Raw genomic sequence first — 19574 nt, 5'->3', positions numbered from 1 at the left:
CCGGTTCACGGGACGTAGGGGGGATCGTCATGGCCGCGGTGGACGCCGGTGAGCTGAGTGCCGGGAAACCGGCGGGGCCCGCGTGGCGCGGGGGGTTCGGGCGGCTGTGGGCGGCCGCCGTCGTCTCCCGGTTCGGGGACGCGCTGCGGGGTGCGGCGCTGCCGCTGCTGGCCGTCTCGCTGACCGATTCGCCGGTGCTGGTCTCGCTCGTGACCGCCTGCGGCTTTCTGCCCTGGCTGCTGTTCGGGCTGATCGGCGGGGCCATCGCGGACCGGGTGGACCAGCGGCGGGCGATGTGGGCGGTGGACGGCGTGCGGGCCGTCCTGATGGCGGGGTTCGCCGTCGCGGTGTGGCTGGACCGGGCCACCATCGGGCTGCTGCTCGTCCTCGCCTTCGCCCTCACCACGCTCCAGACCCTGTTCGACAACGCGGCCACGGCGCTGCTGCCGTCCGTGGTGGGGCAGCGGGCGCTGGGCCGGGCCAACGCCCGGCTGATGACCGGGCAGGAGGTCATGGGCCGGTTCGTGGGCGCCCCGCTGGTGCCGGTGCTGCTCGGCCTCGGCGCCGCGATGCCGTACGCGGCGGACGCGGCCACCTATCTCGCCGCTGCCGCGCTGGTGGCCTCGCTGCGGGCGGCACCCCCCGAGCGGGCCCCGCGCCCGGCGGGCGGGTCGCTGCGGCGCGATATCGCCGAGGGCCTGGCCGTGCTGTGGCGGGACCGCACGCTGCGGGCGCTGTGCGCCTCCACCACGCTGTGCAACATCGGCATCGGCGCGCTCATAGCCACCCTGGTACTGCACATCACCGGCTGGCTGGATGCCGGGAACACCGGCTACGCGGCCACCATCACCGTCTACGGAATCGGCAGCGTGGCCGGGGGCCTGGTGGCCGCCCGGCTCACCGAGAAACTGGGGCGCGTCCGAGCCCTCGTGGTGTGCGGCACCGCGCAGATCGGCGCCCTGGTCGCCCTCGGGGCGATACGGAACCTGCCGGTCGCGGTCGCCGCCATGGGCCTCTTCGGCTTCGCGGGGATCGTCTGGAACGTCACCGAGGTGACGATGATGCAGCAGCGCAGCCCCGACGGGGCACTCGGGCGGGTGAGTTCGGCCTTCCGCACCCTGTCGATCGCGGGCGCCCCGCTCGGCGCGCTGCTGGGCGGGGTGATGGCCCAGGCGTGGGGGCTCAACACCCCGGCGCTGGGGGCCGCCGCGCTCTTCGTCTGCGGGGTGGCGGCCCTCGTTCCGGGAATGCGGTCCGTCATCAATTAGGTTGGTGGCACGGGGGCCAGGTACCGACGAGAAGTGGGCTGATGTCCGAGATGAACATGGAAGGCCGCACCAGGCTGGACCAGCTGCCGGAATGGCACGCGCTGGCCGCACACCGCAAGGAGCTGGGCGACGCTCATCTGCGCGACCTGTTCGCGGGCGACCCGGAGCGCGGGAGCCGCCTCACCCTTCAGGTCGGCGATCTCCACGTCGACTACTCCAAGCACCTGGTGACCGACGAGACCCTGCGGCTGCTGCGCGAACTGGCGAGCGCCACCAAGGTGGCCGAGCTGCGCGACGCCATGTTCCGCGGCGAGCGGATCAACACCACCGAGGACCGCTCGGTGCTGCACATCGCGCTGCGCGCACCGCACTCCGCGGAGATCAAGGCGGACGGGCAGGACGTCGTCGGCGAAGTGCACGCCGTGCTCTCCAAGATGGCCGTCTTCGCCGACCGCGTCAGGTCCGGCGACTGGACCGGCCACACCGGCAAGCGGATCAAAAACGTCGTCAACATCGGCATCGGCGGCTCCGATCTGGGCCCGAAGATGGCGTACGAGGCGCTGCGCTCCTACAGCGACCGCTCGATGACGTTCCGGTTCGTCTCCAATGTGGATGGCGCGGATCTGCACGAGGCGGTGCGCGACCTGGACCCCGCCGAGACGCTGTTCATCGTCGCCTCCAAGACCTTCACCACCATCGAGACCATCACCAACGCCGTCTCCGCCCGCGACTGGCTGCTGACCGGGCTCCGGGCCGGTCAGGAGGCCGTCGCCAAGCACTTCGTGGCGGTGTCGACCAATGCAGAGAAGGTCGCCGAGTTCGGCATCGACACGGACAACATGTTCGGGTTCTGGGACTGGGTCGGCGGGCGCTACTCCTACGACTCGGCCATCGGCCTCTCCCTGATGGTCGCCATCGGCCCGGACTGCTTCCGCGAGATGCTGGCCGGTTTCCACCTGGTCGACGAGCACTTCTCCACCGCCCCGCCGGAGCGGAACGTCCCGCTGCTGATGGGCCTGCTGGGCATCTGGTACGACAACTTCCACGGCGCCCAGGCGCACGCCGTCCTGCCCTACAGCCACTATCTGTCGCGGTTCACCGACTATTTGCAGCAGCTGGACATGGAGTCCAACGGCAAGCATGTGGACCGCGACGGCAACCGCGTCGGCTGGCAGACCGGCCCCATCGTCTGGGGCACCCCCGGCACCAACGGCCAGCACGCCTACTACCAGCTGCTCCACCAGGGCACCAAGCTGGTCCCGGCCGATCTGATCGGCTTCGCGCGGCCGGTGAAGGACCTGCCGCCAGGCCTGGAGTCCCACCACGACCTGCTGATGGCCAACCTCTTCGCCCAGGGCCAGGCGCTGGCCTTCGGCAAGACCGCCGAGGAGGTCGCCGCCGAGGGAGTGCCCGAGGAACTGGTGCCGCACAAGACCTTCGACGGCAACCGCCCCACCACCACGATCCTCGCCCACGAGCTGACCCCGTCGGTGCTGGGCCAGCTGGTCGCCCTCTATGAGCACAAGGTCTTCGTCCAGGGCGCGGTGTGGAACATCGACTCCTTCGACCAGTGGGGAGTGGAGCTGGGCAAGGTGCTCGCCAAGCGCGTCGAGCCCGCCCTGACCGAGGGCGCCGAGGTGCCCGGTCTGGACGCCTCCACCGAGCACCTGGTCGCCACCTACCGCTCGCTGCGCGGCCGCTGAGGCCTCCAAGGCGAACAACGAACGATCCCCCGGGCGCCCGAAGCGCCCGGGGGATCGTTGCTGTGCGATACGAGGGTCACGGCGACGCCGGAGGGTACAGCTCGCGCGGCAGCCCCGCCGCCGCGGCCCGGTCCAGCAGCCACAGCGTCCGGCCGCGACCGCGCGCGCCCGCCGCCGGAGCCTGCAACTCCCCGGCGCCCGACAGCGCTATCGTGACCGCCTTCGCCTTGTCCTCACCGGCCGCCAGCAGCCACACCTCCCGTGCCGCGCGGATCGCGGGCAGGGTCAGCGAGATCCGTACCGGCGGCGGCTTGGGCGCGCCGCGCACCCCGACCACCATCCGCTCGGTCTCCCGGACGGCGGGCAGCTCGGGGAAGAGCGAGGCCACATGGGTGTCCGGGCCGACGCCGAACAGAGCCACGTCGAACGACGGCACCGCGCCGTGGTTCTCCGGCCGCGCGGCCCCGGCCAGCTCGGCCGCGTACGCCTCGGCCGCGGCGTCCACATCGCCGCCGTGGGGCCCGTCGGACGCGGGCATCGGGTGCACCCGCGCCGGGTCCAGCTCCACCGCGTCCAGCAGCGCCTCGCGGGCCTGTGTGACATTGCGGTCCGCATGGCCCTCGGGCAGGAATCGCTCATCGCCCCACCACAGGTCCAGCCGCGACCAGTCGACCGCGTCGCGCGCCGGGGAGGCGCCGAGCGCGGCCAGCAGGCCGTTGCCGTTGCGCCCGCCGGTCAGGACGACCGAGGCCGAGCCGCGGGCGGCCTGGGCGTCCACGATCTTCGTGATCAGCCGGGCCGCCGCGGCCTGGGCCATCAGCTCCTTGTCGCGGTGGACGACCACCTGTGGTGCGGTCATTCGTCCGCCTTCCCGTCCGCCTTCTGCTCCTGGGACTTCGGGGGGTGGGGCTTGGGAACCGGCGGCTGTGCCGGTGCCTGCGGCGGGTTCTTCGGCGAGCCCGGGGCGTGCTCCGAGGGCGTCTCCGGGTCCCGGGTCGGCAGCGGCGGCAGGTCCGCGCCGGGCGGCACCACCTGGGTCGCGGGGGCGGCCTTGGCGTCCCGCTCCAGCGTCCCCACGCCGCCCTTGCCCAGCTTGCTGACGCCGTACTTCACCGACGACTCGTAGCTCTCGTCGGGGTCCAGCCGGCGCAGCTCCTCGGCGATCAGCTCCGACATCTCACGCCGCTGGAGCGCCACATGCCGGTCGGGCTGGCCCGGCATGGCCAGCTCGGCCAGCGAGCCGTTCGCCCGGTCCAGGCAGATCACGCCGTCGGCCGTCTCCAGCCGGACCGCGGTCAGCCCCGGGCCCTCCGAGACCTGCCGGTCCACCGGCACCCCCAGCCGCTGGGCGAGCCACAGCGCGAGCAGTTCGCTGCTCGGGTTGTACGCCTCGCCCTCGACGACCGCTGAGGTGATCGGGGAGTGCCGCTGGTCCAGGGCCGCGGCCAGCACGCTGCGCCACGGGGTGATCCGGGTCCACGCCAGATCGGTGTCGCCCGGGGTGTAGGTGGCGGCCCGCAGCCCGAGGGCCGCGACCGGGTCCTCGGTGGCCTGGGCGTCGGTGATCCGGCGCTGGGCCAGCTGCCCGAGCAGATCCTCGGCGGGGTGCTCCGGGGCGTCCTCCGGCCACCACACCACCACCGGGGCGTCCGGCAGCAGCAGCGGCAGGACCACCGAGTAGGCGTGGTTGGCGAGTTCGCCGTGCAGTCGCAGCAGCACCGTCTCGCCGGTGCCGGTCTCGCCGCCGACCCGCACCTCGGCGTCCATCCGGGCCATCTTGCGGTCGCGCGGCGACCGGCCCGGCCGCTTGATGACGACCAGGGTGCGCGAGGGATGCTCCTTGGACGCCTCGCTCGCCGCCCGCAGCGCGTCGTAGTGGTTGCCCTCGTCGGTGACGATGACGAGGGTGAGCACCATGCCCACGGCCGGGGTACCGGTGGCCCGGCGTGCCTGGACCAGAGCGGAGTTGATCCGGCTGGACGTGGTGTCCGTGAGATCGATGTTCATGGCCGCCGCCAGCTCCGTCCGTCTCGTGCGAGCATCTCGTCCGCGGCTTTCGGCCCCCAGGTCCCGGAGGTGTACTGCTCGGGCCTGCCGTGCTGGTCCCAGTACTCCTCGATCGGGTCCAGGATCCGCCAGGACTGCTCGACCTCCTCATGGCGGGGGAAGAGGTTCGCCTCGCCGAGCAGGACGTCCAGCAGCAGCCGCTCGTACGCCTCGGGGCTGGACTCGGTGAAGGACTCGCCGTACTGGAAGTCCATCGTCACGTCCCGGATCTCCATGGAGGTGCCGGGCACCTTGGAACCGAACCGGATGGTGACGCCCTCGTCCGGCTGCACCCGGATGACCAGGGCGTTCTGCCCGAGCTCCTGGGTGTCGGTGGCGTCGAAGGGGGAGTGCGGGGCGCGCTGGAAGACCACCGCGATCTCGGTCACCCGCCGTCCCAGCCGCTTGCCGGTGCGCAGGTAGAAGGGGACACCCGCCCAGCGGCGGTTGTCGATCTCCAGCTTGATCGCGGCGTAGGTGTCGGTCTTCGAGTGGGGGTCGATGCCCTCCTCCTCGAGGTAGCCGTGCACCTCCTCACCGCCCTGCCAGCCGGTGGCGTACTGGGCGCGCACCGTGTGCTTGCCCAGGTCCTTGGGCAGCTTGACCGCCCTGAGCGCCTTCAGCTTCTCGGTGACCAGGGAGGACGCCTCGAAGGAGGCGGGCTCCTCCATGGCGGTCAGCGCGAGCAGCTGCAACAGGTGGTTCTGGATGACGTCGCGGGCCGCGCCGATGCCGTCGTAGTAGCCCGCGCGCCCGCCGATGCCGATGTCCTCGGCCATGGTGATCTGTACGTGGTCGACGTACGACCGGTTCCAGATCGGCTCGAACATCGTGTTGGCGAAGCGCAGCGCCAGGATGTTCTGGACCGTCTCCTTGCCCAGGTAGTGGTCGATCCGGAAGACATCACTGGGCCGGAAGACCTCGTGGACGACCTGGTTGAGATCCTGGGCGCTCTTCAGGTCGTGCCCGAAGGGCTTCTCGATGACCGCGCGCCGCCAGGAGTCGCCCTGTCCGTGCGACAGCCCGTGCTTCTTGAGCTGCTGGACGACGGTGGGGAAGAACTTCGGCGGGACCGACAGATAGAAGGCGAAGTTGCCGCCGGTGCCGCGCGCCTTGTCGAGCTCCTCTATGGTCGCCCGCAGCTGGACGAACGCGTCGTCGTCGTCGAACACGCCGGGGACGAAGCGGAACCCCTCGGCCAGCTGCTGCCAGACCTCCTCGCGGAACGGGGTCCGCGCGTGCTCCTTGACCGCGTCATGCACGACCTGGGCGAAGTCCTCGTTCTCCCAGTCGCGGCGGGCGAAGCCGACGAGTGAGAAGCCCGGGGGCAGCAGCCCGCGGTTGGCCAGGTCGTAGATGGCCGGCATCAGCTTCTTACGGGACAGGTCGCCCGTGACGCCGAAGATCACGAGGCCGGACGGCCCCGCGATGCGCGGGAGCCGCCGGTCTCGTGGGTCACGCAGCGGATTGCTGCTGCTCACGTTTTCACGCCTCCGAGGGTGCGAGGCGCTTGAGCTCCGCCTCGGTGGACTTCAGCAGGTCGTTCCACGAGGACTCGAACTTCTCGACGCCCTCGTCCTCCAGCACCTGGACGACGTCGTCGTAGGAGATCCCGATCCCGGCCAGCGCGTCGAGGTCGGCCTTGGCCTGCTCGTACGTGCCGCGCACGGCGTCGCCGCGGATCTCGCCGTGGTCGGCGACCGCCTCCAGGGTGGCCTCCGGCATGGTGTTGACGGTGCCGGGGGCGACCAGGTCCACGACGTACATGGTGTCCTTGTACGCCGGGTCCTTGACGCCGGTCGAGGCCCACAGCGGACGCTGCTTGTTGGCGTTCGCCCGGTCCAGGACGTCCCAGCGGTCGGAGCTGAAGACCTCCTCGTACGCCTGGTAGGCGAGGCGGGCGTTGGCGACGGCGGCCTTGCCGCGCAGCGCCTTGGCCTCATCGGTGCCGAGCTTGTCGATGCGCTTGTCGATCTCGGTGTCCACGCGGGAGACGAAGAAGGACGCCACCGAGTGGATCTTCTGGAGGTCGAGACCGGCGGCCTTGGCCTTCTCCAGACCGGCCAGGAAGGCGTCCATGACCGCGCGGTACCGCTCCAGGGAGAAGATCAGCGTGACATTGACGCTGATGCCCAGGCCGATCACCTCGGTGATCGCGGGCAGCCCCGCCTCGGTCGCCGGGATCTTGATGAAGGTGTTGGGCCGGTCCACCAGCCAGGCCAGCTGCTTGGCCTCGGCGATGGTGGCGGCCGTGTTGTGGGCCAGGCGCGGGTCCACCTCGATGGATACCCGGCCGTCCTGGCCGCCCGTCGCGTCGTACACCGGCCGGAGGATGTCGGCCGCGTCGCGGACGTCCGCCGTGGTGATCATGCGGACGGCCTCTTCGACGGTGACCCGGCGGACGGCGAGGTCGGCCACCTGCTGCTGGTAGCCATCGCCGCCGGAGATCGCCTTCTGGAAGATCGACGGGTTGGTGGTGACGCCTACGACATGCTGCTGGTCGATCAGCTCGGCCAGATTGCCGGAGGTGATCCTCTTGCGGGAGAGGTCGTCGAGCCAGATCGCGACGCCTTCGTCGGCCAGCCGCTTGAGTGCGTCTGTCATGGGGTGTGTTCTCCTACTCGTCGCACTTACGTCGTCTGTGGGGGTCAGCGCCCGGCGGCGTCGAGGGACTCGCGGGCGGCGGTGACCACGGCCTCGGCGGTGAGGCCGAACTCCCGGAAGAGCACCTTGTAGTCGGCCGAGGCGCCGAAGTGCTCCAGCGAGACGATGCGGCCGGCCTCGCCGACGTAGCGGTACCAGGTCAGTCCGATACCCGCCTCGACGGCCACACGAGCCTTGACGGACGGCGGCAGCACTGTCTCCCGGTACCCCTTGTCCTGCTCCTCGAACCACTCGACCGAGGGCATCGACACAACGCGGGTGGGAATCCCGGCGGCCTGGAGCTGCTCGCGCGCCTCCACGGCGAGCTGGACCTCGGAACCGGTGCCGATGAGGATGACCCGCGGCTGACCGCCCTCGGCCTCGAAGAGGACGTAACCGCCCTTGGCGGCGTTCTCGTCGGCCTCGTAGGTCGGCACGTTCTGCCGGGTCAGCGCCAGGCCGTGCGGAGCCGGGTTCGCGGTGTGGCGGCGGGTGATCTCCCGCCAGGCGATGGCCGTCTCGTTGGCGTCGGCCGGGCGGACCACGTTCAGGCCCGGGATGGCGCGCAGCGCGGACAGGTGCTCCACCGGCTGGTGGGTCGGGCCGTCCTCGCCGAGGCCGATGGAGTCGTGCGTCCACACGTAGGTGACCGGCAGCTTCATCAGCGCGGCGAGCCGGACGGCCGGGCGCATGTAGTCGGAGAAGACCAGGAAGGTACCGCCGTAGACACGGGTGTTGCCGTGCAGCGCGATGCCGTTCATGGTCGAGCCCATGGCGTGCTCGCGGATGCCGAAGTGGATCGTGCGGCCGTACGGATCGGCCTCCGGCAGCGGGTTGCCCTTCGGGAGGAAGGACGAGGACGCGTCGATCGTGGTGTTGTTGGAGCCCGCGAGGTCGGCGGAGCCGCCCCACAGCTCGGGGAGCACCCCGCCGAGCGCCTTGAGCACCTGGCCGGACGCCTTACGGGTGGCGACGTCCTTGCCCGGCTCGAAGACCGGCAGCGCGCTCTCCCAGCCCTCGGGCAGCTCGCCCGCGGTGATCCGGTCGAACAGGGCGGCCCGCTCGGAGTTGGCGTTCCGCCACTCCTGGAGCTTCTTGTCCCAGGCGGCGTGGGCCTCGCGCCCGCGCTCGACCAGGGCGCGGGTGTGGTTGATGACGTCGGTGTCGACCGCGAAGTGCTGCTCGGGGTCGAAGCCGAGGACGCGCTTGGTGGCGGCGACCTCGTCGGCGCCCAGCGCCGAGCCGTGGGACGCCTCGGTGTTCTGCGCGTTCGGGGCGGGCCAGGCGATGATCGTACGGGCCGCGATGATCGAGGGGCGCTCGGTCTCGGCCTGCGCCGCCTTGAGCGCCGCGTGGAGCGCGTGGATGTCGAAGTCGCCGCTCTCGGCCTGCTCGATGCGCTGGACGTGCCAGCCGTACGCCTCGTAGCGCTTCAGCACGTCCTCGGAGAGCGCGGTCGCGGTGTCGCCCTCGATCGAGATGTGGTTGTCGTCGTACAGGGCGACGATGTTGCCCAGCTTCTGGTGGCCGGCCAGCGAGGACGCCTCGGCGGAGATGCCCTCCTCCAGGTCGCCGTCGGAGACGATCGCCCAGATGGTGTGGTCGAACGGAGAGGCGCCCTCGGGCGCCTCCGGGTCGAACAGGCCACGCTCGTAGCGGGCGGCCATCGCCATGCCCACCGCGTTGGCGATGCCCTGGCCCAGCGGGCCGGTGGTGGTCTCGACACCGGTGGTGTGGCCGAACTCGGGGTGCCCCGGGGTCTTGCTGCCCCAGGTGCGGAACGACCGCAGATCGTCGAGCTCAAGACCGAAGCCCGCCAGGTACAGCTGGACGTAGAGGGTCAGGCTGGTGTGCCCGGGGGAGAGGACGAAGCGGTCCCGGCCCGCCCAGCCCGCGTCGGAGGGGTCGTGCCGCATCAGCTTCTGGAAGAGCAGGTACGCGGCGGGCGCGAGACTCATGGCCGTGCCAGGGTGGCCGTTACCGACCTTCTGTACGGAATCCATGGCCAGGACCCGGGCCGTGTCGACGGCTCGCTGGTCCAGATCGGTCCACTCGAGGTCTGTGGTAGTCGGCTTGGTGCTCACCCTGAGTCAGGGCTCCTCTCCACAATGTCGAAATCCGGTGACCGTATGTACACCGGCGATGTCGAGCCTACCCCTGGAACAACGGTCATCTTTTCGAGTTCCACCCAACGGGATAAGGAACGAATTCCGAGGTTGCCGCATTCCCTCCGGGGCCCGTCCGAGGGGCGTCCCGGGCCCTACGGAAGGCGCCGTTCCGGGCTCTGCCGGGCCCGTCGTCCCCCGGGCGTGGCCGCCTTACGGGCGCCTTGCCGTGCCCCTACAACACGAGGGACCCCGGCGGCGGGCGGCGCATCCGCTACGTCTAGAGTGGCGTGGTACGCGCAAGTCTTTACCGGCTCTTCATGTCCGGTGCTTGCTGGTTCTTGTCTTCCACCAGGGGTGTGCGTGACGGCCGTCGAATCCCGTCCTGCGGGGGTGCTCGAGACGAGCGAAACGAGCTCCGGTCACCGGCCGTTCGGGGCCCGTGTCAAGGCGTTCGTGGCGCTGACGAAGCCGCGCGTCATCGAACTGCTGCTGATGACGACGGTGCCGGTCATGTTCCTGGCCGCCCAGGGCGTGCCGGACCTGTGGCTGGTGGTCGCCACCTGCGTCGGCGGCTATCTGTCCGCCGGTGGTGCCGCCGCGTTCAACATGTATTACGACCGGGACATCGACGCGCTGATGGAGCGCACCGCGCAGCGCCCGCTCGTGACCGGGATGGTCTCGCCGCGGGAGTGCCTCGTCTTCGCCTTCGCGCTCGCGGTGGGGTCGACGGCCTGGTTCTGGGCGCTGGTCAACCCGCTGTCCGCGATGCTGTCGCTCGGTGCGCTGGTCTTCTACGTCGTCGTCTACACGATGTGGCTCAAGCGCCGTACCTCGCAGAACATCGTCTGGGGCGGCATCGCGGGCTGCATGCCCGTGCTCATCGGCTGGTCCTCGGTGACCAACGAGGTCTCCTGGGCCGCCGTCATCCTCTTCCTCGTCATCTTCTTCTGGACGCCGCCGCACTACTGGCCGCTGTCGATGAAGGTCAAGGACGACTACGAGCGGGCCAGCGTGCCGATGCTGCCGGTGATCGCGGGCAACAAGGCGGTCGCGCGCCAGATCGTCCTCTACAGCTGGGCCATGGTGGGTGTATCGCTGCTGTTGTGGCCGCTGGGCTACACCGGCTGGTTCTATCCCGTGGTCGCGGCCGTGCTGGGCGGGTTCTGGCTCAAGGAGGCGCACGGTCTCCAGGCGCGCGCCAGGGCCGGGATCACGGGCGCGAAGCTCAAGGAGATGCGGCTGTTCCACTGGTCGATCACCTATGTGTCGCTGCTGTTCGTCGCCGTCGCCGTGGACCCTTTCCTGCGGTGATTACCGGCGGGTAGCATCGGCTGTATGGCAGACACCACCCAGCCGGAGACACCCGAGAGCGGCGAGTCGGCCGCCCAGCCCTCCGCGCCGGAAGCACCGGCCAAGCCGCCCAAGCCCGCCAAGCCGTCCAAGGACGAGAAGCGGGCCGAGCGGCTCGCCCGCCAGATCACGGCCTTCGCCGGGGGCCACGGCGGCGCCGAGGGGCAGATCGCGCACATCGGACGCGGCGCCGTCCGGATCGCACTCGTCGGCGCCGACGGCGAATGGGGCGTCCTCGTGGCCCCCTCCCAGGACAGCGCGCGGCGCGCCGCCGAGATCGCCGGGCTGACCCTCAGCGACGACTTCGACGGCGAACTCGCCGCCAAGGTCCGCACCGGTCCGTACGAGTGGACGCGCATGGCGGGCATCCAGCTCGGCGGACCCGGCAACCCTCCGGCAGCCGCCTCGTAGAACGCCTGAGCCTCAACGCCTGAGCCTCGTGAACGCCTGAGCTTCGTAGAACGCCTGAGCCTCGCAGAACGCCTGAGAACGGGTCCGGCGACACCTCGCGCCCCTTCCGTCCGTTAAGCCCATCGATGCCGGAGGGCGAGGAGGCGGGCGGCGATGCACGAGGCGACGGACTCCCCGGACACCGTGGGCCCGCCGACCGGCCCGGTCCCCCGCGACGGGCCGGCCCCGGCGGCGGGACCGATCACCCTGCCGCCGCTGGTCGACCAGCACAGCCACGGCACGGTCGACGGCGAGCTCGGAGTCGGCTCGTTCGAAACCCATCTGGCGGCCGCCGCCGGGTCCGGCGCGGCCCCGGCCGACACCACCTTCTTCGACAGCTGGACCGGCCTCGCGGTGCGCCGCTGGTGCCCCCCGCTGCTGGGCATGGAGCCCCACTGCGCGCCCGTCAGCTATCTCGCCCGCCGTCGTGAGCTGGGCGCCTACCGCGCCGCGCGACTGCTGCTGCGCGGCGCGGGCATCGGCACCTTCCTGCTGGAGTCCGGCGCCCGGGACGACCTCAGCACCCCGGACGAGCTGGCCGCGGCCGCCGACGGCACGGTCCTCGAAGTGGTCCGGCTGGAGCCGCTGGCCGAACAGGTCGCCGACACCTCGGGCACGGTCGACGCCTTCATCGGCAACACCGCGGAGGCCCTGTACGCGGCGGCCCAGCACGCGACCGCCTTCGCCATGGGGATCGCCTTCTGCGACGAGATCCCGCCCGACCCGCGGGAGGTGCGGCGCGCCGCCGCCCGCTGGCTCGCGCTCACCGTCCGCCCGGCCCCAGGCCGCGCTCCCGACCCCGCGCTCGCCCAGCATCTGCTGTGGAGCGCCGTGGCGACCGGTCTTCCGGTGCAGCTGCACTGTGCCGATCCGCAGTCGCTCATCGGCTTCCTGCGCGCCACGGCGGGCTTCGGCACCGATCTGGTGCTGCTTCCGGACCGGCCGCACCACCGGCGGGCGGCCCAGCTCGCCGCCGCCTTCCCGCACGTCTACGCGGACGCCGGGCCGCGGCCCGGGGAGACCCTGGGCGAGGCGCCGTTCGGCAAGCTGCTGTTCTCGACGGGCGCGCGGGCGCTGCCCGAGCTGTATGTGACCGCGTCCCGGCTGTTCGGCCAGGCCATGGCCCGGCTGGCCGAGGAGTGGGTCGGCGAGGGGATCTGCACCCGGGCCGAGGCCCAGCGGATCGCCGGGCTGGTCGCGGCCGGGACCGCGCGCCGGGTCTACCGGCTGGACGCGGCCGGCTCGGGCTGAACGGTCTCGTGGTCGCCGGTGGGGGCGGGCGCGGCCGCCGGAAGGGCGGCGCGCTCGCGCTGGGCGAGCAGCACCCGCAGCACCGCGATCCACACCAGGCAGGAGCCGAACATGTGGATGCCGACGACGACCTCGGGCAGATGGGTGAAGTACTGGACGTACCCGATCACGCCCTGCGCGAGCAGTACGACGAGGAGCTCAAGGACCGTACGGCGCTGGGCGGCGGGGGCCTTCACGGCCCGCAGCGTGAACCACAGGGCGACGGTGAGGCCCAGCACGATGTAGACGAAGTCCACATGCAGCTGGGTGATCTCCTGCCAGTTCAGCGGGATGCGGTGCACCTCACGGGCGTCACCGGCGTGCGGGCCCGCGCCGGTGACCACCGTGCCGATCAGGATCAGCGCCAGGGTCGCGCCGACCAGCAGCCAGGTCAGCTGGCGCACCGGCCGGGCGATGAGGTCGCGTGGCTCACCGTCACCCTCGCGAGCCCGCTGCCAGACCACCATCGCCACCGTGAGGAGCGCGGAGGACAGCAGGAAGTGCGAGCTGACGATGTACGGGTTGAGTCCGGTGAGGACCACGATGCCGCCGACGACGGCGTTGCCCATCACGATCCAGAACTGGGTCCAGCCCAGCCGGGTGAGGGAGCGGCGCACCGGTGTACGGGCCCGCGCGGCGATGATCAGCACACCGACGAAGACGCACAGGACGTACGTCAGCATCCGGTTGGTGAACTCGATGACACCGTTGATGCCCATGTCGGCGGTGGGCGTCAGACTGGACGGGGTGCACTTGGGCCAGGTGTCACAGCCCAGGCCGGACTGGGTGAGCCGGACCGCGCCCCCCGTCACCACGATGACCACGGCCATCACCACGGTGGCCAGCGCGGCCCGCTCCACGAAGCGCGCGGAGGGCTGCCAGCGCCGGGCGATCAGCTCGAACGGATTCAGCGAATTCGGCACCCGCCCATCGTAGGCCGCCGCTTGTGCAGCTTTTCACGAGGGGGTTGTGTTCCGGTAAAGCCGCAGGCTGTAAGGCCGTCCCCGCGGGACCCGGGCTACTCCCAGCGGAAGAAGCTGGCCGCCGCGCCCAGTCCCAGCACCGCCCAGACCGCCAGGATCCCCAGATCCCGCCACGGCATCCCGGCCCCGTCCTGGAGGACGTCCCGCAGCCCGCCCGAGAGCGCCGAGATCGGCAGCAGCTCCAGCGCGCTCCGCACGGCGCCCGGGAACTTGTCCAGCGACACGATGACGCCGCCGGACACCAGCAGCAGCAGGAAGACCAGATTGGCGGCGGCCAGCGTCGCCTCGGCCTTCAGGGTGCCCGCCATCAGCAGCCCGAGGCCGGAGAACGCCGCGGTGCCGAGGATCAGCAGCAGCGCCACGGAGAGCGGGTCGCCGTGCGGCGACCAGCCGAGCGCCAGCGCGATCGCGGTCAGCAGCACGATCTGCATCACCTCGGTGACCAGCACCGCACAGGTCTTGGCGGCCATCAGCCCCCACCGCGGCAGCGGTGAGACGGCGAGCCGCTTGAGCACGCCGTAGCGCCGCTCGAAGCCGGTGGCGATGGCCTGCCCGGTGAACGCCGTGGACAGCACGGCGAGCGCCAGCACACCGGGCGCCAGGAAGTCCACCGTGCTGCCGTCCGAGCCGGTGTCGACGATGTCGACGGTGCTGAAGAGCACCAGCACCAGGGACGGGATGACGACGGTCAGCAGCAGCTGCTCGCCGTTGCGCAGCAGCATCCGCGTCTCCAGCGCGGCCTGCGCCCGGATCATCCGCGGCAGCGGGGCCGCCCCCGGCTGGGGGAGGAAAGTGCCCGTGGCGGTCACGCTCGCAGCTCCTTACCGGTGAGCTCCAGGAAGACGTCCTCGAGGGTGTGCCGCTCGACCGAGATCCGGTCCGGCATCACCCCGTTCTGCGCGCACCAGGAGGTGACGGTGGCCAGCATCTGGGGGTTGACCTTGCCGGTGACGCGGTACGAGCCGGACGTCAGCTCGGCGGCCGTGGAGTCGGCGGGCAGCGCCTTCAGCAGCGAGGCCAGGTCGAGCGCGGGGCGGCCGATGAAGCGCAGGGTGTTCTCGGCGCCGCCCCGGCACAGCTCCTCCGGGGTGCCCCGGGCGATCACCCTGCCGCCGTCGATGATCGCCACGTCGTCGGCGAGCTGCTCGGCCTCGTCCATGTAGTGGGTCGTCAGCATCACGGTGACCCCGTCGTCCCGCAGATCTCGGATGAGGTCCCAGGTGGCGCGGCGGGCCTGCGGGTCGAGCCCGGCGGTCGGCTCGTCGAGGAAGACCAGCTCGGGTCGGCCGACGACGGCCATGGCGAGCGCGAGCCGCTGCTGCTGGCCCCCGGAGAGCCGCCGGTAGGTGGTCCGGCCGCAGGAGCCGAGGCCGAGCCGCTCGATCAGCAGATTCACATCGACCGGATGCGCGTGGAGGGAGGCGGTGTGGCGCAGCATCTCTTCTGCGCGCGCGCCGGAATAAACGCCTCCGGACTGGAGCATCACCCCGACCCGGGGGCGCAGCGCCGGGGCGTCCGCGACCGGGTCGAGCCCGAATATCCGGACCGTCCCGGCATCGGGGCGGCGATACCCCTCGCAGGTCTCGACGGTGGTGGTCTTACCGGCTCCGTTGGGACCCAGAACGGCGGTCACGGTGCCCCGGCCGACGGACAGGTCGAGCCCGTCGACCGCGGTCTTCGGGCCGTACCGCTTGACCAGGCCGACGATGTCGACCGCGGGCTCTTCTCGCATGCCCGGCAGTCTACGAATCCCGGGGGCGTCCGTGGGCGGCAGGGCCGAAAGGCGCGGAGTCCGCCATCCGGGCCCGGACGCGTCGCCGCAGGTGAGCCCCGGTCTCGGACTTAGGCAGACCTAAGTGATGTACCCCACCGGAACCGGCGAACTCCTCGCTTGTGGATCGCCGGAGAATTACGCAACAATGGCGTTGTGAAATACGCGAGCGAGGCTTCGAACGAACGCGCGGCCGAAGCGGCCGCGCGGTCTGGCACGCCCGTGTCCGCGCCGGAAGAGCAGCACGGCACCCGCAACCGGGTGGCGCGCTCCATCCTCGACCACGGCCCCTCCACCGCGGCGGAGCTCGCCCTGCGGCTGGAGCTGACCCAGGCGGCCGTCCGCCGCCACCTGGACACCCTCGTCGCCGACGGCGTCGTCGAGCCCCGCGAGAAGAGGGTGTACGGGGCGCGGGGGCGCGGCCGCCCGGCCAAGGTCTTCGCGCTCACCGACTGCGGTCGCGACGCCTTCGACCAGGCCTACGACAAGCTCGCCGTCGACGCTCTCCGCTGGATCGAGCAGAGCGCCGGAGGCGGCGAGGCGGGGCGTGCCGCGGTCGCGGCGTTCGCCCGCGCCAGGCTCGCCGCCCAGGCGGAGGGGTACCGCGGCGCCATCGAGGCCGCCGCCCCCGGCAGCCGCACCGAAGCGCTCGCCGGAGCACTCTCCGCGGACGGGTACGCTGCTACGGCGCGCAGCGCGCCGGTCGGCGAACAGCTCTGCCAGCACCACTGCCCGGTCGCCCACGCAGCCGAGCGATATCCGCAGCTGTGTGAGGCGGAGACCGAGGTCTTCTCCCAGCTGCTCGGAACCCATGTGCAGCGTCTGGCCACCATCGCCCATGGCGACGGGGTGTGCACGACGTTCGTTCCGAAGACAGGCAAGGTCGAGAAGACCGACACCAGCACCACCAAGACCACCACCGCATCTGCCAGCACGGCCGGGAGGAACCCCGAATGACTCTCCCCACGGAGACCGCTCACCCCGAGCTCGAGGGTCTGGGCAACTACGAGTACGGCTGGGCCGACTCCGACGTGGCCGGCGCCTCGGCCAAGCGCGGCCTCTCCGAGGAGGTCGTACGCGACATCTCGGCGAAGAAGTCCGAGCCGGAGTGGATGCTCAAGCTCCGTCTGAAGGGCCTGCGGCTCTTCGACAAGAAGCCCATGCCCACCTGGGGCTCGGACCTGTCGGGTATCGACTTCGACAACATCAAGTACTTCGTCCGCTCCACCGAGCAGCAGGCCGCCTCCTGGGAGGACCTGCCCGAGGACATCAAGAACACGTACGACAAGCTGGGCATCCCGGAGGCCGAGAAGCAGCGCCTCGTCGCGGGTGTCGCGGCCCAGTACGAGTCCGAGGTCGTCTACCACCAGATCCGTGAGGACCTGGAGGAGCAGGGCGTCATCTTCCTGGACACCGACACCGCGCTCAAGGAGCACCCGGAGCTCTTCAAGGAGTACTTCGGCACCGTGATCCCGGCGGGCGACAACAAGTTCGCCTCGCTGAACACGGCGGTCTGGTCCGGCGGCTCGTTCATCTACGTGCCGAAGGGCGTGCACGTGGAGATTCCGCTCCAGGCGTACTTCCGCATCAACACCGAGAACATGGGCCAGTTCGAGCGGACGCTGATCATCGTCGACGAGGACGCCTACGTCCACTACGTCGAGGGCTGCACCGCGCCGATCTACAAGTCGGACTCGCTGCACTCCGCGGTCGTCGAGATCATCGTCAAGAAGGGCGCCCGCTGCCGCTACACGACCATCCAGAACTGGTCGAACAACGTCTACAACCTGGTCACCAAGCGCGCCGTGGCCTACGAGGGCGCGACCATGGAGTGGGTCGACGGCAACATCGGCTCCAAGGTGACCATGAAGTACCCGGCCGTCTACCTGATGGGTGAGCACGCCAAGGGCGAGACCCTGTCCATCGCCTTCGCGGGCGAGGGCCAGCACCAGGACGCCGGCGCCAAGATGGTCCACATGGCACCCCGCACCTCGTCGAACATCGTCTCCAAGTCGGTGGCGCGCGGCGGCGGCCGCACCTCCTACCGCGGTCTGATCGAGATCGGCGAGGGCGCCGAGGGCTCCAAGTCCAATGTGCTGTGCGACGCCCTGCTCGTCGACACGATCTCCCGCTCGGACACCTACCCGTATGTGGACGTCCGCGAGGACGACGTGTCCATGGGCCATGAGGCGACCGTCTCCAAGGTCAGCGACGACCAGCTCTTCTACCTGATGAGCCGAGGTCTGTCCGAGGACGAGGCCATGGCGATGATCGTGCGCGGCTTCGTCGAGCCGATCGCGCGCGAGCTGCCCATGGAGTACGCGCTGGAGCTCAACCGGCTGATCGAGCTGCAAATGGAGGGCGCGGTCGGCTGACGCCGCCCCCTCCCCGCCCGGCGGGGGCTTGAAATCCTCCGCCCGGGCACCCCACTCAGGCCCATCAGGCAGAAAGCGAGCAGTACGACAGCCATGGCTGAAACCATCCCGGCCGGATCCACCACGGACGGCGTCATCCAGGTGGGCCAGCCCACCGATGCCCGGGTGAGCGCGCCCGCGTCGTACGACGTGGCCGACTTCCCGGTGCCCCACGGCCGCGAGGAGGACTGGCGGTTCACCCCCCTGGAGCGGCTGCGCGGTCTCCACGACGGCACGGCCGTCGCCGACGGCGGCGTCAAGGTCGAGGTGACCGCCCCCGAGGGCGTCACGGTCGAGACCGTGGGCCGTGACGACGCGCGCCTGGGGAAGGCCGGCAAGCCGGTGGACCGGGTGGCGGCGCAGGCGTACAGCTCCTTCGAGAAGGCGTCGGTCGTCTCGGTGCCCAAGGAGACGGTGCTCACCGAGCCGGTGCGGATCGCCGTGCACGGCGAGGGCGGCACCGCCTTCGGCCACCAGGTGATCGAGGTCGGCGCCTTCGCCGAGGCGGTCGTGGTCATCGACCACACCGGTGACGCCACGGTCGCCGCCAATGTGGAGTACCTGATCGGCGACGGCGCCAAGCTCACCGTGGTCTCGGTCCAGGACTGGGACGACACCGCGGTCCACGCCGGTCAGCACACCGCGCTGGTCGGCCGGGACGCCACCTTCAAGTCCGTGGTCGTCACCTTCGGCGGCGATCTGGTGCGGCTCCACCCGCGGGTCGTCTACGGCGCCCCGGGCGGTGAGGCCGAGCTCTACGGCCTGTACTTCACCGACAACGGCCAGCACCAGGAGCACCGGCTCTTCATCGACCACGACACCCCGCACTGCCGCAGCAACGTGGCCTACAAGGGCGCGCTCCAGGGCGCGGAGGCGCACGCGGTGTGGATCGGCGATGTGCTGATCCGGGCCGCCGCGGAGGGCACCGACACCTACGAGCTCAACCGCAACCTGGTCCTCACCGACGGCGCCCGCGTCGACTCGGTGCCGAACCTGGAGATCGAGACCGGTGAGATCGTCGGCGCCGGTCACGCGAGCGCGACCGGCCGCTTCGAGGACGAGCAGCTGTTCTACCTGATGGCGCGCGGCATCCCGGCCGAGGAGGCCCGCCGTCTGGTGGTCCGCGGCTTCTTCGCCGAGCTCGTCCAGCAGATCGGCCTCCCCGAGCTGGAGGAGCGGCTCATCGCCAAGATCGAGGCCGAGCTGGAGGCGTCCGTAGGATGACCCCGACCTTCGTACGCGCCTGTGCGCTGGACGAACTCGAGGAAGACACCCCCAAGCGGGTCGAGCTCGAGGGCGTGCCGGTCGCTCTGGTACGCACCGAGGGCGAGGTGTTCGCGGTCAACGACATCTGCTCGCACGCGAACGTCTCGCTGTCCGAGGGCGAGGTGGAGGACTGCCAGATCGAGTGCTGGCTGCACGGCTCCAGCTTCGACCTGCGCACCGGAAAGCCGTCCGGCCTCCCCGCGACGCGCCCGGTCCCCGTATACCCCGTAAAGATCGAAGGGGACGATGTGCTCGTCTCCGTCACCCAGGAGTCCTGAGGCA

Annotated in this window: 17 protein-coding genes; 9 read left to right on the top strand and 8 right to left on the bottom strand. The window is 70.9% G+C overall.

Annotated features, from left to right (window positions below):
* The first annotated feature begins 29 nt into the window (after nucleotides 1–29).
* A complete protein-coding gene (locus ACJX2R_RS15380; RefSeq protein WP_413100569.1) occupies nucleotides 30–1268 on the top strand; it encodes an MFS transporter in 1239 nt (412 codons plus the stop codon).
* A 50-nt stretch (nucleotides 1269–1318) separates the two neighbouring features.
* A complete protein-coding gene (gene pgi / locus ACJX2R_RS15375; protein WP_262702745.1) occupies nucleotides 1319–2971 on the top strand; it encodes a glucose-6-phosphate isomerase in 1653 nt (550 codons plus the stop codon).
* Nucleotides 2972–3047: 76 nt separating this feature from the next.
* Here the strand turns inward: pgi and pgl are convergent, their stop codons facing one another.
* From pgl to tkt, 5 genes are read right to left on the bottom strand one after another with little or no spacing between them, the layout of a single operon-like run.
* Nucleotides 3048–3830, bottom strand: a complete 783-nt coding sequence (gene pgl / locus ACJX2R_RS15370) for a 6-phosphogluconolactonase (protein ID WP_413100568.1) — start codon at nucleotides 3828–3830, stop codon at nucleotides 3048–3050.
* Nucleotides 3827–4978, bottom strand: coding sequence for a glucose-6-phosphate dehydrogenase assembly protein OpcA (gene opcA, locus ACJX2R_RS15365; RefSeq protein ID WP_413100567.1), 1152 nt, complete (start codon nucleotides 4976–4978; stop codon nucleotides 3827–3829). The genes pgl and opcA overlap by 4 nt, the downstream gene beginning before the upstream one ends.
* Complete coding sequence (gene zwf, locus ACJX2R_RS15360) at nucleotides 4975–6498, bottom strand: glucose-6-phosphate dehydrogenase (protein WP_413100566.1); 1524 nt, start codon at nucleotides 6496–6498, stop codon at nucleotides 4975–4977. Before zwf ends, opcA begins: the two co-directional genes overlap by 4 nt.
* Before the next feature lie 4 nt (nucleotides 6499–6502).
* On the bottom strand, nucleotides 6503–7621 hold the full coding sequence (gene tal / locus ACJX2R_RS15355) for a transaldolase (RefSeq protein WP_262702707.1): 1119 nt from the start codon (nucleotides 7619–7621) through the stop codon (nucleotides 6503–6505).
* A gap of 44 nt (nucleotides 7622–7665) precedes the next feature.
* Entirely contained in the window at nucleotides 7666–9744 is a 2079-nt protein-coding gene (gene tkt, locus ACJX2R_RS15350) for a transketolase (protein WP_413100565.1), read from the bottom strand.
* A 384-nt stretch (nucleotides 9745–10128) separates the two neighbouring features.
* Here tkt and ACJX2R_RS15345 point away from each other — a divergent pair, with 384 nt between their 5' ends.
* The 3 genes from ACJX2R_RS15345 (at nucleotide 10129) to ACJX2R_RS15335 (ending at nucleotide 12819) form a co-directional block, all read left to right on the top strand.
* A complete protein-coding gene (locus tag ACJX2R_RS15345) occupies nucleotides 10129–11079 on the top strand; it encodes a heme o synthase (RefSeq protein WP_413100564.1) in 951 nt (316 codons plus the stop codon).
* Nucleotides 11080–11103: 24 nt separating this feature from the next.
* Nucleotides 11104–11529 (top strand): hypothetical protein, encoded by a 426-nt coding sequence (locus ACJX2R_RS15340; protein ID WP_413100563.1) that lies wholly within the window; start codon nucleotides 11104–11106, stop codon nucleotides 11527–11529.
* Nucleotides 11530–11682: 153 nt separating this feature from the next.
* Nucleotides 11683–12819: an amidohydrolase gene (locus tag ACJX2R_RS15335; RefSeq protein WP_413100562.1), complete on the top strand. Its 1137-nt coding sequence runs from the start codon at nucleotides 11683–11685 to the stop codon at nucleotides 12817–12819.
* On the opposite strand, the gene ACJX2R_RS15330 is transcribed toward ACJX2R_RS15335, so the two are convergent.
* From ACJX2R_RS15330 to ACJX2R_RS15320, 3 genes are all read right to left on the bottom strand, one after another.
* Nucleotides 12789–13781 (bottom strand): COX15/CtaA family protein, encoded by a 993-nt coding sequence (locus ACJX2R_RS15330; protein WP_262702702.1) that lies wholly within the window; start codon nucleotides 13779–13781, stop codon nucleotides 12789–12791. The two genes, ACJX2R_RS15335 and ACJX2R_RS15330, sit on opposite strands and share 31 nt — an antisense overlap.
* Nucleotides 13782–13876: 95 nt before the next feature.
* The gene (locus ACJX2R_RS15325; protein WP_413100561.1) at nucleotides 13877–14650 is read right to left on the bottom strand and encodes an ABC transporter permease; all 774 of its coding nucleotides are present in this window, start codon (nucleotides 14648–14650) and stop codon (nucleotides 13877–13879) included.
* On the bottom strand, nucleotides 14647–15573 hold the full coding sequence (locus ACJX2R_RS15320; RefSeq protein ID WP_413100560.1) for an ABC transporter ATP-binding protein: 927 nt from the start codon (nucleotides 15571–15573) through the stop codon (nucleotides 14647–14649). Before ACJX2R_RS15320 ends, ACJX2R_RS15325 begins: the two co-directional genes overlap by 4 nt.
* 195 nt (nucleotides 15574–15768) lie before the next feature.
* Between ACJX2R_RS15320 and ACJX2R_RS15315 the strand changes: the two genes are divergently transcribed.
* From ACJX2R_RS15315 to ACJX2R_RS15300, 4 genes are all read left to right on the top strand, one after another.
* Nucleotides 15769–16569, top strand: a complete 801-nt coding sequence (locus ACJX2R_RS15315) for a helix-turn-helix transcriptional regulator (protein ID WP_413100559.1) — start codon at nucleotides 15769–15771, stop codon at nucleotides 16567–16569.
* Nucleotides 16566–17987, top strand: a complete 1422-nt coding sequence (gene sufB, locus ACJX2R_RS15310) for a Fe-S cluster assembly protein SufB (protein ID WP_413100558.1) — start codon at nucleotides 16566–16568, stop codon at nucleotides 17985–17987. Before ACJX2R_RS15315 ends, sufB begins: the two co-directional genes overlap by 4 nt.
* Nucleotides 17988–18080: 93 nt before the next feature.
* A complete protein-coding gene (sufD, locus tag ACJX2R_RS15305; protein WP_262702697.1) occupies nucleotides 18081–19250 on the top strand; it encodes a Fe-S cluster assembly protein SufD in 1170 nt (389 codons plus the stop codon).
* Nucleotides 19247–19570 carry a bifunctional 3-phenylpropionate/cinnamic acid dioxygenase ferredoxin subunit gene (locus ACJX2R_RS15300; RefSeq protein WP_262702696.1) on the top strand — a complete coding sequence of 108 codons (324 nt, stop codon included), beginning with the start codon at nucleotides 19247–19249 and terminating at the stop codon, nucleotides 19568–19570. The genes sufD and ACJX2R_RS15300 overlap by 4 nt, the downstream gene beginning before the upstream one ends.
* The last annotated feature ends 4 nt before the right edge of the window (nucleotides 19571–19574 follow it).

The sequence above is a fragment of the Streptomyces sp. Inha503 genome, from assembly GCF_047215865.1.
GTDB lineage: Bacteria > Actinomycetota > Actinomycetes > Streptomycetales > Streptomycetaceae > Streptomyces > Streptomyces lycopersici.
Note: the sequence above shows the minus strand (reverse complement) of the source record. Positions and strands in the feature narration are given on the sequence as shown.

Excerpts from the sequence above, each read along its gene's own strand:
- ACJX2R_RS15380 (WP_413100569.1), top strand. The coding sequence starts at position 30 with ATGGCCGCGGTGGACGCCGGTGAGCTGAGTGCCGGGAAACCGGCGGGG.
- pgi (WP_262702745.1), top strand. The coding sequence starts at position 1,319 with ATGAACATGGAAGGCCGCACCAGGCTGGACCAGCTGCCGGAATGGCAC.
- pgl (WP_413100568.1), bottom strand. The coding sequence starts at position 3,830 with ATGACCGCACCACAGGTGGTCGTCCACCGCGACAAGGAGCTGATGGCC.
- opcA (WP_413100567.1), bottom strand. The coding sequence starts at position 4,978 with ATGAACATCGATCTCACGGACACCACGTCCAGCCGGATCAACTCCGCT.
- tal (WP_262702707.1), bottom strand. The coding sequence starts at position 7,621 with ATGACAGACGCACTCAAGCGGCTGGCCGACGAAGGCGTCGCGATCTGG.
- ACJX2R_RS15340 (WP_413100563.1), top strand. The coding sequence starts at position 11,104 with ATGGCAGACACCACCCAGCCGGAGACACCCGAGAGCGGCGAGTCGGCC.
- ACJX2R_RS15335 (WP_413100562.1), top strand. The coding sequence starts at position 11,683 with ATGCACGAGGCGACGGACTCCCCGGACACCGTGGGCCCGCCGACCGGC.
- ACJX2R_RS15320 (WP_413100560.1), bottom strand. The coding sequence starts at position 15,573 with ATGCGAGAAGAGCCCGCGGTCGACATCGTCGGCCTGGTCAAGCGGTAC.
- sufB (WP_413100558.1), top strand. The coding sequence starts at position 16,566 with ATGACTCTCCCCACGGAGACCGCTCACCCCGAGCTCGAGGGTCTGGGC.
- sufD (WP_262702697.1), top strand. The coding sequence starts at position 18,081 with ATGGCTGAAACCATCCCGGCCGGATCCACCACGGACGGCGTCATCCAG.
- ACJX2R_RS15300 (WP_262702696.1), top strand. The coding sequence starts at position 19,247 with ATGACCCCGACCTTCGTACGCGCCTGTGCGCTGGACGAACTCGAGGAA.